This window comes from Vibrio sp. 1CM8B, assembly GCF_023161685.1.
Taxonomy (GTDB): Bacteria; Pseudomonadota; Gammaproteobacteria; order Enterobacterales; family Vibrionaceae; genus Vibrio; species Vibrio coralliirubri.
Map to the genome: position 1 here is coordinate 44,330 of NZ_JALNTU010000013.1, position 11,947 is coordinate 56,276.

An 11,947-nucleotide genomic window follows, 5' to 3' on the forward strand; every position below is an offset into this window, starting at 1 on the left:
TCTTCAACGCCACTCAAGGAACGAGTGGCTTTTTTGCTTGAGAGCCAAAAAATTACTGAGCAACACAAGGCGGTTGTTTATAGTGATGAATATTAGGTATGCTTCACCGCATACCTTTTTTGTTCCTATTGTTTTTCTGGAGTTCCCTTTGTCAGACCATCAATTCACCCCTCAAGATGAAATCTTCATGCGACGCGCCATCGAGGTGGCTAAGCAAGCAGAGAGCGAGGGAGAGGTTCCAGTGGGTGCTGTATTAGTGAAAGATGGGGAGATTATCTCTGAAGGATGGAACCGTTCGATTGGCAGCCACGATGCAACGGCACACGCAGAAATTGAAACCTTGCGTAAAGCCGGTCAAACCTTAGAAAACTATCGCCTACTCGATACCACTTTATACGTCACGCTAGAGCCTTGCCCAATGTGCGCAGGTGCCTTGTTACATAGCCGAGTAAAGCGTATTGTGTTTGGTGCTCCAGACTTAAAAGCGGGCGCTGCAGGTACAGTGTTGAATTTGTTTGAAAGCCAAGCCTCATACCACTATGCCGACGTTGAACATGGTTTGTTAGAGGAAGAGTGCCGTGAACAATTACAGGCGTTTTTCAAGCGTCGTAGAAAAGAGATAAAAGAGAAGCGAAAGCAAGAACGTCTGTTGGAAGAGCAGCGTTTAGAAGCAGAGATGAAGGCTAGCGACAAGAAATAGCAGCGTGCTTTCGGCACTCTCAATCGCAAGAGTGCCAAGCAAACTGACTGAGTAACTACATTTACTCAGCAATCATCTGCATGAAAGCGCGATTGCGCCAAATGATCTTCTTCTTATTATTTGAAAGCATACGCTTACGACGGTTTGCAGCAACGGTCTTATCAAGGCGTTTCGATTTCAGTTTCTTCATCATTTCAATGATTTCCTATTTGTCGTCTGACTTTTTAGTTTGGACTAACGATTTAATTATAGTGTTATTCGTTTGTTTGGCGTGTCGCACGCTTGGCTTAAATAGAAGAGCAGTTCTAGTCTAAAGCCAGCATCGTAGTGCAACAGAGCATAATCTTGATTGTGGTGTGCCGTTATAAGGTTCGATTGTTACTGTAATATGACACTCGAGCTCTCATTATTATTTTCCCTGTCTCTTCTCCTTATCACGTAGCGACGAAAGAAGAGTCGAAAAAAGACAATAAAAAAGAGCAATGCTAGATGGCATTGCTCTTTTGGGTTTTACTGTGAAGGCTCAGAACTGCTTACTGTCGACTGAGCTGCGCTGATACTCGATTCAGCACCCGAGGTTTCTAAAGGTGGGATCACCACCAAACCTTCAAGGGTCGCTTCTTGTTCTTTATTGCGCTTATTTACATGGCCAATAATACTTTGGTAATAACGGCGAATGTTTTCAACGTAGTTTCTCGCTTCATCGCCACGTGCATACCCATATCGAGTTTGGCTGTAGTATTTCTTCTGTCTCAATAGAGGCAATCGGTCTTTTACATCACCCCAAGCATCAGGATCACCACCTTGTGCTTTGGTTAAGCGTCGAGCATCCATCATGTGTCCGTAACCTACGTTGTATGAGGCTAGGGCAAACCAGATCTTCTCGTGCTGAGTGATTGAATCGGGCACTCGATTAACGATACGACGCAGGTACTCAACACCGCCTTGTACCGACTGTTTCGGGTCGAGACGGTTGGTTACCCCGACACTCTTCGCGGTAGGTAGTGTCAACATCATCATGCCACGAACACCCGTTGGTGAGCGCGCAACAGGGTTCCAGTGTGATTCTTGATAGGCCAAAGCGGCAATCAAACGCCAATCAAATTCTTGAGAGTACTTTTGAAATAGCGGCGACCATTTTGGCAGCTTGCTGTCTAGTGCGCGGATAAAGGCGCGAGTATCAACGTAGTCAAAAGTACCGATGTGGCCGATGTATTTCTCTTCCAGGGAAGCCAGTTCACCAGACTGTTTTAGGTTTCCGAAGAACTCAATCAACAGAGCATACAGGCTTTCATCTTCAGACTTCTGTAGATACCAAGAGATAGGTTGGTCTTCTGTCAATTCAAAAGCCAAAGCTACGTCTGGGTATAAACGTTGTGCCAGTGACAGCTCAATCGAGTCAGCCACAGTGAATAAGCGCTCGCCAGTCGAAACTTCTTTTAACAGGTCGTTGATATCAGCATTACCGACCGCATCATAGATAAAGTCATCGTGTGTTTTCTGCAGATGTTTTAGTGTTGGCTCAAAGTGTGAGTCTTTCACCACAACCAAAGATGGCGTTAATGTGTCAGTAGACGCCGCCTCTTCTGATTCAGTTTGCGCTTTAACAAAGTCAGCCTGACGCTCATTCTCAAAATTGATCAGTTGCTCAAGGTTCCTTGGTCGCCACTGGCCCTTTTTGTATACGACCTGTTGGCTTACATAGTAATAAGCGGGCGCGGCGCGATAAGCGCGTGTCAGTTTGTTGTTTTGCGTTAAGCCGGTCGCGATAAGATCGATCTCGCCTTTCTGCAGTGCAGGGAACAAGCCAGACAAACGGTAAGCGGGTTTAACCTCAAGCTTTACACCAAGCTCCTGCGCAAATTCACGAGCTAATTCGTAATCCAAGCCTGCAGGGCCATCAGGACCGATGTAATAAGAGAGTTGGTTATTTAGGGTGCCGACACGAAGAACACCACGATCTCGTATCTGCTCAAGGACACTTTTAGGTTCAGATTCAATCTGGCATCCAGCCAACCCAAATAGGGCGATGGCGAGCAGAAGGAACTTAGACGAAAAGATGAGCGTAAATTTAGGCATCAAAATGAAATCTCGAAAAGTGGAAGCCCCTTTATACCAAACCCCGCAAGGCTGGCAAAGCAGGTTTAATTAAACAGTTGTAAAAGTGGTGATAAATGCAGCAAAAGTACCATTTACGCAGAAAGATAAAAAAAATCACGCAAACGGTTGCTTTTGGTGTTACGTCACAAAAAGAAATGCTTTATAATGCGCTCGCATTGAAGAGGTGGAATCGGCATAGGTTTGGCAACCTTCGGGAATAGCTTCGAAGAAAACAGTTAGGTTGTTCCTATAACCCACTGAATTTATTCCAATACTACCTTAATCAACTGCATAAGAGACGTAAGCACATGAGAATTTTGCGTGGCTCCCCAGCTCTATCTGAGTTTCGTGTTAACAAGCTTTTAGAGCTTTGTCGTGAATTAAGCTTACCTGTAACAGGTATTTACGCTGAGTTTGCCCACTTTGCTGATCTAACGGCAGACCTAGATGAGTCTGAAGTTGAGAAGCTAGAAAAGCTACTGACTTACGGTCCAACGATTGAAGAGCATGAACCTGAAGGTTTACTGCTGCTTGCAACGCCACGCCCGGGCACTATCTCGCCTTGGTCTTCAAAATCAACAGATATCGCACACAACTGCGGACTGGCTAAAGTGTCACGTCTAGAGCGCGGTACTGCTTTCTACATTGAAACCTCTGCTGAACTTTCTGAGCTTCAACTTGTTGAGCTGAAAGCAATCCTGCACGACCGTATGATGGAAGTGGTTTTCACTGACTTCGAATCAGCGGCGGCACTATTTACCGTTGCTGAACCTGCTCCTTATGCGGAAGTTGACCTATTAACTGGCGGACGTAAAGCGCTTGAAAAAGCAAACGTTACCCTAGGTCTTGCACTTGCAGAAGATGAGATTGATTACCTTCTTGAAAGCTTCACTGAGAAGCTAGGTCGTAACCCGACTGACATCGAGCTAATGATGTTTGCACAAGCGAACTCAGAGCACTGTCGTCACAAGATCTTTAACGCTGATTGGACTATCGACGGCGTTAAGCAAGAAAAATCATTGTTCAAGATGATTAAGAACACTTTTGAAACGACACCAGAGCACGTTCTGTCTGCTTATAAAGATAACGCAGCAGTAATGACAGGTTCTGAAGTAGGTCGTTTCTTCCCAGATCCAGAAACTCGCCAGTACAGCTACCACCAAGAAAAAACACACATCTTGATGAAAGTTGAAACGCACAACCACCCAACGGCAATCTCTCCGTGGCCGGGCGCATCGACAGGTTCAGGCGGTGAAATCCGTGATGAAGGCGCAACCGGAATTGGTGGTAAGCCAAAAGCGGGTCTTGTTGCTTTCTCTGTATCTAACCTTAAGATCCCGAACTTCGTTCAACCTTGGGAAACTGACTTTGGCAAGCCAAGCCGTATCGTGACTGCTTTGGACATCATGCTTGAAGGTCCTCTTGGTGGTGCGGCATTCAACAACGAATTTGGTCGTCCAAACCTACTTGGCTACTTCCGTACTTACGAAGAGAAAGTAAACTCTCACGCAGGTGAAGAAGTGCGTGGTTACCACAAACCAATCATGCTAGCTGGTGGTCTTGGTAACATCCGTGACGAGCACGTTCAGAAGAAAGAGATCCCAGTAGGTGCAAGCCTAATCGTTCTTGGTGGTCCTGCGATGAACATCGGCCTTGGTGGCGGTGCGGCATCTTCAATGGATTCTGGTTCTTCTTCTGAAGATCTTGATTTCGCTTCTGTACAACGTGAAAACCCAGAAATGGAGCGTCGTTGTCAGGAAGTTATTGACCGTTGTTGGCAACTAGGTGATGCGAACCCAATCGCATTCATCCACGATGTGGGCGCGGGCGGTATCTCGAACGCACTTCCTGAGCTAGTAGACGACGGTGAGCGTGGCGGTATCTTCAACCTACGCGACGTGCCAAACGATGAGCCGGGCATGAGCCCACTTGAGATCTGGTGTAACGAATCTCAAGAGCGTTACGTAATGGCAGTTGCTGATAAAGACATGGCAACATTCGACGCGATTTGTAAGCGTGAGCGTGCACCATACGCAGTGGTTGGTAAAGCAACGGAAGAGCGTGAACTTAAACTTGAAGATTCACACTTTGACAACACGCCAATCGACATGCCAATGGACATCCTATTAGGTAAGACACCTAAGATGCACCGTGACGCGAAAACGCTAAAAGCAAACAACCCTGCGATTGACCGTTCTGGTATCGAGATGAACGAAGCGGTTGACCGTGTTCTTCGCTTGCCAACAGTCGCTGAGAAAACATTCCTTATCACCATCGGTGACCGCTCGGTAACAGGCCTTGTAGCTCGTGACCAAATGGTTGGTCCATGGCAGGTTCCTGTTGCTAACTGTGCTGTAACAGCGGCAAGCTACGACTCTTACCACGGTGAGGCAATGTCTCTTGGTGAGCGTACGCCAGTTGCACTTCTAGACTTCGGCGCATCGGCTCGTCTAGCGGTTGGTGAAGCAATCACTAACATCGCTGCGACCAACATCGGCGATATCAAACACATTAAACTGTCGGCTAACTGGATGTCTCCAGCAGGTCACCCAGGTGAAGATGCCGGTCTTTACGAAGCGGTTAAAGCGGTTGGTGAAGAACTATGTCCAGCACTGGGGCTAACTATCCCAGTGGGTAAAGACTCAATGTCGATGAAGACTAAGTGGGAAGAGAACGGCGAGCAAAAAGAAGTAACGTCTCCGCTATCTCTTGTTATCACTGCGTTCGCACGTGTTGAAGATGTTCGTAAGACGATTACTCCTCAGCTTCGCACTGACAAAGGTGACACTTCACTGGTTCTTATCGACCTAGGTAACGGCAAAAACCGTATGGGTGCGACAGCACTTGCACAGGTTTACAAGCAGCTTGGTGATAAGCCAGCAGACGTAGACAACGCAGCGCAACTAAAAGGTTTCTACGAAGGCGTTCAAGCACTTGTAGCGAACGACCAAGTTGTCGCTTACCACGATAAAGGCGATGGCGGTCTATTCGTAACGCTAGCTGAAATGGCATTCGCAGGTCACTGTGGTGTTAACGCTGATATTGCGGCGTTAGGCGAAGATACACTTGCGGCACTATTCAACGAAGAACTGGGTGCAGTAATCCAAGTTCGCAACGATGACCTAGACGTAGTACTTGCTACTCTTGCAGAAAACGGCCTAGAAACGTGTTCACATGTTATTGGTTCTGTTGAAGCGTCTGATGAGCTAGTGATTAAGTCTGGTGAGTCTGTAGTAATTGAACGTAACCGTACTGAACTACGTACTATCTGGGCTGAAACCACGCACAAGATGCAAGGTCTGCGTGATAACCCAGTGTGTGCTGACCAAGAACACGAAGCGAAGAAAGACAACTCAGACCCAGGTCTGAACGTAAAACTAAGCTTTGATGTAAACGAAGATATTGCAGCGCCATTCATCAATACAGGTGCTAAGCCTAAGATGGCGATTCTGCGTGAGCAGGGTGTTAACTCTCACGTTGAAATGGCAGCAGCATTTGACCGTGCAGGCTTCGAAGCGACAGATATTCACATGAGCGACATCCTAACGGGTCAAGCGGTTCTAGAAGAGTACAACGGCCTTGTGGCATGTGGTGGCTTCTCTTACGGTGACGTACTAGGCGCTGGCGAAGGCTGGGCTAAGTCAGTTCTGTTTAACGACTCTACGCGTGACCAATTTGAAAACTTCTTCAAGCGTGAAGATACCTTCTCTCTAGGTGTGTGTAACGGTTGTCAGATGTTGTCTAACCTACGTGAACTTATCCCTGGTGCTGAGTACTGGCCACGTTTTGTTCGCAATGAATCAGAGCGTTTCGAAGCGCGTTTCAGCCTAGTTGAGGTTCAGAAGTCAGATTCTGTATTCTTTAACGGCATGGAAGGTTCTCGTATGCCAATCGCAGTTTCTCACGGTGAAGGCCGCGTAGAAGTGCGTGACAACGACCACCTAAACGCGATTGAAAACTCAGGTACGGTTGCACTACGTTACGTTGATAACAACGGTAACCAAACGCAGCAATACCCGAACAACCCGAATGGTTCGCCAAACGCGATCACTGGTTTAACGACTACAGATGGCCGTGTGACTATCATGATGCCGCACCCAGAGCGTGTATTCCGTACGGTTGCAAACTCTTGGTCTCCGGAAGGTTGGGGCGAGAATGGCGCTTGGATGCGTATGTTCCAAAACGCACGTAAGAATGTGGGTTAATCACTTTCTTACTAGCCGCATTAATCTAGGCTAGGTTATGCAAAAATGAAAAGCGCAGATCGAAAGGTCTGCGCTTTTTTATTTCTCAAAATTTAGGAACCAGAGCGAAGAAATTAACATTTGCAGTTTGCTGTTCTAAAAATCTCCACTACGCTAAATGTTATGGAATCAATTTGTTAGGCCATGAATTTCTGTATGTGTGCAGGTTTGGCTATGCAAAAACTGAATCAATCATCGTGGCATAAGAGGGAACTATGAAAACAACAATCACAAAAGCAGTTGCAGTGGCAGCGATTGTCATGTCGTTAGCTGGGTGTGTCGGTAGTAACGCCGTTACTGGTAAATTAATGAAGTTCAACGTTGAGGTTGTAGATAACCGTTACGCTCGTGCAGGGGTCAACTTCTTGCTTGCTCCGGTTTATGCACTAACAACCGCAGCCGATTACATCGTATTCAACTCGATCGAATTTTGGGCGGGTAAAAACCCATTGACTGGCGCGCCTCACATCTTCGATAGTAAAGTCGATACTATGATTGATGTGAACGACAGCCTTGATGATTCACTGAAAGATGCGCCACTTGGCTTCAACAATCGTCAGATTGAGTGGGGTGAGATGCAGCAAATCGACGAGAACACCATTCGTATGGACATTACTTACAACGATGGTCAAAAAGCAGTACTGACAGGCGTTCGTGATGGTGACAAGGTCAGCTACTACATGGATGGCACACTAGTTTCAGAGACTTCTATTCAAGCTCTTGAGCAGCTAGCCGCAGAGAAAGCATAACCCACTCTGATCTGCAGATATAAAAGAAAAGCCGTTGGATTTAACCCCAACGGCTTCGTAGTTTTTAGCATTTAGCATTTAGCATTTAGCATCTAGCGCTTAGATTAGTTGTTGCTGTGTAGCTCGCTGTTTAGCTCAACAGCAGACTTGTTCGCAAGACATTCAATTTGGCCAGTGATTGAGTTACGACGGAACAGAAGGTCAGAAACGCCAGCTAGATCGCGAGCTTTAATGATTTCTACTTCGTTGCCTTCTTTATCTAGCATGCGAACCTTAGTTCCCGCAGTCACGTAAAGACCAGACTCAACCGTACAACGGTCGCCCATAGGGAAGCCAAGACCAGCGTTTGCGCCTAGTAGGCAGTTTTCGCCGATAGAGATAACCATAGTACCGCCACCAGACAGAGTACCCATGATAGAAGCGCCGCCGCCGATGTCTGAACCGTTACCTACAACAACACCTGCAGAGATACGACCTTCAACCATGCTCACGCCAGTTGTACCAGCATTGAAGTTGATGAAACCTTCGTGCATTACTGTTGTGCCTTCACCCACATGTGCGCCAAGACGAACACGAGAAGTGTCAGCAATACGAATACCTGTTGGTACCACGTAATCCACCATTTTAGGGAACTTGTCTACGCAATCTACAGACAGAGCGCGACCCGCAAGGCGAGCTTCGATTTGACGCTCAGCCAGCTCAGGAAGGTCGATTGGGCCTTCGTTTGTCCATGCGATGTTGTGCAGTAGGCCGAAGATGCCGTCTAGTACTGTACCGTGTGGCTGTACTAGGCGGTTAGAGATAAGTTGTAGCTTTAGGAAGCCTTCAGCAACTGATGCTGGCTTCTCGTCAGTAGCAAGAACAACAAGAACAAGTGGCTGTTCAGACGCCGCCGCTTTTTCTGCGAAAGATGCGTTAGCTGCATCATCGTTTGCTGCGAATGCTTTCGCGAGTTCTGCGCTTTGTGCAGCAGAGATTTCGATAGCTTGGTTGCCTTCAGAGTAACCTGATACTTCAGCCACAGCCGCTACAAGAGCATCGCTTGGATTTAGAAGTGGGTTAGGGAAGAACGCTTCAATGATTTTATTGTCGCGATTTTTGGTTGCCGTACCGAAGGCTAGTGAAAAGTAAGCCATGTTGAATCTCCATGTGTTGAGTCTTGATTTTGCTATTCCAAAACAACGGCTCGAATAACAAGCGCTGCCGCTAGCAAAGTTAATTTAATTGCGTTCATCATAAAGAGAGCGCCCTCGTTATGAAAGGGCGCATTGGGATAAAGTCTGTAAAATGATATTGCTTGTCTTTCTGGCGATAGTTTTCATTATCCGGATATTGCACCATGTTCTTAATGCTACGGCGTTTTATTCAACCACTCAGTATGCTTTCATTTCTATATCCGTCACTCATATTCAACTCACCGTGTTGTTAGCAGTATCAATAGGCTGAGTCACACTTTCTTTATAAACTTATGTTTATTATCAGAATTATTCGACTTCTGTTGATTAATCGCTTGTGCCTACAGTCCGAGTAAATACTCAAATTTTCAGCTGCGTAATTAAGATGAAGATCACTATAACCCTATATTAATTAAGTATATTTCCAGCCATAACGACATTAAAACGATTAATAAAGGATCTTCTATGAATTTTACTAAGTCTTTACTGGTGCTCTCTATCGGCGTGGCGATGGTTGGTTGTGGCTCGGACAGCAATGATACCGCAGTGACATGTGACACTGCTGCTTCTTGTACCAAGTTTACTGTTTTACATACTAATGATAACCACGGTCGTTTTTGGGAGAACAGTAAGGGTGAGTACGGAATGGCTGCTCGCAAGACTTTGATCGATAGCATTCGAGCTGAAGTCACCCAAAACGGTGGTGAAACCATTCTATTGTCTGGTGGTGATATTAATACCGGTGTGCCTGAGTCTGACATGCAGGACGCAGTACCAGACTTTGTTGGTATGAACCTTCTTGGTTACGACGCAATGGCATTAGGTAATCATGAATTCGACAATACCCTGGATGTGCTTGAGATGCAGTCTGAGCTAGCTGATTTCCCAATGCTAGCGGCGAATATTTATATCAAAGATGGAGACACAGTTACTGATGAACGCCTTTTCTCTCCATATAAAGTCTTCACTATTAATGGGCTAAAAGTGGCTGTTATTGGACTAACAACCAAAGACACGGCAAAGTTGGTTAACCCTGATAATGTCGCAACGATTCACTTTGCGGACCCGCAAGTAGAAATCAAAAAAGCTATAAAAGAAATCGAGGCGAATGAAACGGTTGACTTGATTTTTGCTACCACGCATATGGGTCACTACGCCGATGGTCAACATGGTAGTGAAGCGCCTGGTGATGTGTTACTTGCTCGCTCTCTAGAAGAAGGTCAGCTAGACGCAATTATTGGCGGACACTCTCAAAATCCAGTTTGTATGGAAGGTAATGAATACGCAGACTTTAATCCGGGAGATGACTGTAAGCCAGATCAGCAGAATGGTACTTACATCATGCAAGCACATGAATGGGGTAAGTATGTAGGCAGAGCTGACTTTGAGTTTTATGACGGTAAACTGCATTTAGCGAAGTACGACTTAGTGCCGGTAAACTTGAAAGAGAAAGACGAAAATGGTGATTATCAGTTTATCCAAGCTGAAATCGAACCTAACGCAACAGTAATAGCGACTCTTTCCGCGTATCAGCAGCAGGGGCAAGAGCTGTTGGATGTCATTATCTCGAAAACTGATGATAAGTTGGAAGGTGATCGTGATGTTGTTCGCTCAGAACAAACTAATCTGGGTCATTTATTAGGTGAAGCATACCGTACTTACGACTTAGTGAATGCTGACTTTGGTGTAATGAACTCTGGTGGTGTTCGTGACTCAATTGCGGCGGGTGATATTGCTTATCGTGATGTACTGACGGTACAGCCTTTCGGTAATTTCGTGACTAAAGCAACGATGACGGGAGCTGAAGTGAAAGCGTATTTAGACGTTGTTGCGACTATGACTGCAGGCTCTGGCGCTTACGCTCAATTGGATAATATTAGTTTAACTGTAGACTGTGATTTGGGTGATGTGACCATTCGTGACATCAACGGCAAAGGCTTTGACTTAGCGGACACCTACACGTTCTCCGTGATAAGTTTCAGTGCTGCTGGTGGTGATGACTACCCAGTAATTGATGTTGAATCGACGCAGTTAACGGATGCCTCAGTGCTACGCGAGTTCTTTGTTAATAACCCCGATGTCACTGCAGCGAATTACGCACCAGTGGATGGTGATCTAATCTACATGAGTAATGGTTCAGAAGTAAAAGGCTGCCCTGCGAACTAATTTATAACTCATAAACAAAAGCGACAAAGAAAATAGCCAGCAAATAGCTGGCTATTTTTGTATTAGATTTTCGTAGTCTGAGCTTAAACAAACAGCGCCTTGTAAGCCTGTTCTATACCCTCAATCAGCATCTGCATACCGATAACGGCGAGTATCAAACCCATCATTCGGGTAATTACATTCAATGCGCTTGGTCCAACTGCTTTAACGAAGCGCTCGCCAAATACAAACAATACGTAGGTTAATGCACACAAGAGACCAAAGGCGACGATGGTGATGATGGTTTCATAGATGCCTTCGGTGCTGGCAAAGTTCATCGCGGTGGCAATGGTACCCGGGCCGGCCAATATTGGCATTGCCAATGGCGATACGGCGATACTGAGCGCAGCATCTTGTTGAGCATCTGAGTTGACCTTCTCTTTCGCTTTAGAGTGTGTTGAGTCTCCTTGCAGCATGTGAAAGCCAATCAAGAAAACTAGGATCCCGCCAGTGATGCGAAGTGCGTAAAGCGTGATACCAAATAGGTCGAAGATGAGCTTACCTGACACTGCAAAGGTACTGACGATTATAAAGGCGATGAACACCGAGCGGAAAGCGATAGACTTGACCGTTTCCCTATCATTGTCACCCGTTAATCCAAGAAAGATCGGAGTGTTGGCGATAGGGTTCATTATGGCAAAAAAGCCCATGAACACGGTAATGGTATGAATGATGAGCTCTTTCATATTAATCCTTTGAAAATATGTAGTTAAATGCGACAGCTGAATGTCTTTAATCTTAGATACAAATAATTATTAGAAATAGATAGTAGAG

The 11,947-nt window shown here is 45.9% G+C and carries 8 protein-coding genes; 4 read left to right on the forward strand and 4 right to left on the reverse strand.

Annotation, left to right across the window (positions count from 1 at the left end; genetic code table 11):
* Positions 1-148: 148 nt before the first annotated feature.
* Positions 149-700: a tRNA adenosine(34) deaminase TadA gene (tadA, locus tag MSG36_RS19615; RefSeq protein WP_248369368.1), complete on the forward strand. Its 552-nt coding sequence runs from the start codon at positions 149-151 to the stop codon at positions 698-700.
* 61 nt (positions 701-761) lie between these two features.
* Here the strand turns inward: tadA and MSG36_RS23880 are convergent, their stop codons facing one another.
* Together MSG36_RS23880 and mltF are read right to left on the reverse strand one after the other, a co-directional pair.
* On the reverse strand, positions 762-893 hold the full coding sequence (locus tag MSG36_RS23880; RefSeq protein ID WP_017059878.1) for a hypothetical protein: 132 nt from the start codon (positions 891-893) through the stop codon (positions 762-764).
* Between the two features lie 317 nt (positions 894-1,210).
* On the reverse strand, positions 1,211-2,779 hold the full coding sequence (gene mltF / locus MSG36_RS19620) for a membrane-bound lytic murein transglycosylase MltF (RefSeq protein ID WP_248369370.1): 1,569 nt from the start codon (positions 2,777-2,779) through the stop codon (positions 1,211-1,213).
* Positions 2,780-3,108: 329 nt separating this feature from the next.
* Between mltF and purL the strand changes: the two genes are divergently transcribed.
* Both purL and MSG36_RS19630 read left to right on the forward strand, forming a co-directional pair.
* Entirely contained in the window at positions 3,109-7,005 is a 3,897-nt protein-coding gene (gene purL / locus MSG36_RS19625; RefSeq protein ID WP_248369372.1) for a phosphoribosylformylglycinamidine synthase, read from the forward strand.
* 254 nt (positions 7,006-7,259) lie between these two features.
* Positions 7,260-7,793 carry a DUF3332 domain-containing protein gene (locus tag MSG36_RS19630; RefSeq protein ID WP_048608024.1) on the forward strand — a complete coding sequence of 178 codons (534 nt, stop codon included), beginning with the start codon at positions 7,260-7,262 and terminating at the stop codon, positions 7,791-7,793.
* A gap of 104 nt (positions 7,794-7,897) precedes the next feature.
* Here the strand turns inward: MSG36_RS19630 and dapD are convergent, their stop codons facing one another.
* Complete coding sequence (dapD, locus tag MSG36_RS19635; protein ID WP_048608022.1) at positions 7,898-8,929, reverse strand: 2,3,4,5-tetrahydropyridine-2,6-dicarboxylate N-succinyltransferase; 1,032 nt, start codon at positions 8,927-8,929, stop codon at positions 7,898-7,900.
* A gap of 504 nt (positions 8,930-9,433) precedes the next feature.
* Between dapD and ushA the strand changes: the two genes are divergently transcribed.
* Positions 9,434-11,134 (forward strand): bifunctional UDP-sugar hydrolase/5'-nucleotidase UshA, encoded by a 1,701-nt coding sequence (gene ushA / locus MSG36_RS19640; protein ID WP_248369374.1) that lies wholly within the window; start codon positions 9,434-9,436, stop codon positions 11,132-11,134.
* An 83-nt stretch (positions 11,135-11,217) separates the two neighbouring features.
* Here the strand turns inward: ushA and MSG36_RS19645 are convergent, their stop codons facing one another.
* A complete protein-coding gene (locus MSG36_RS19645; RefSeq protein ID WP_060983341.1) occupies positions 11,218-11,859 on the reverse strand; it encodes a MarC family protein in 642 nt (213 codons plus the stop codon).
* Positions 11,860-11,947 lie beyond the last annotated feature (88 nt).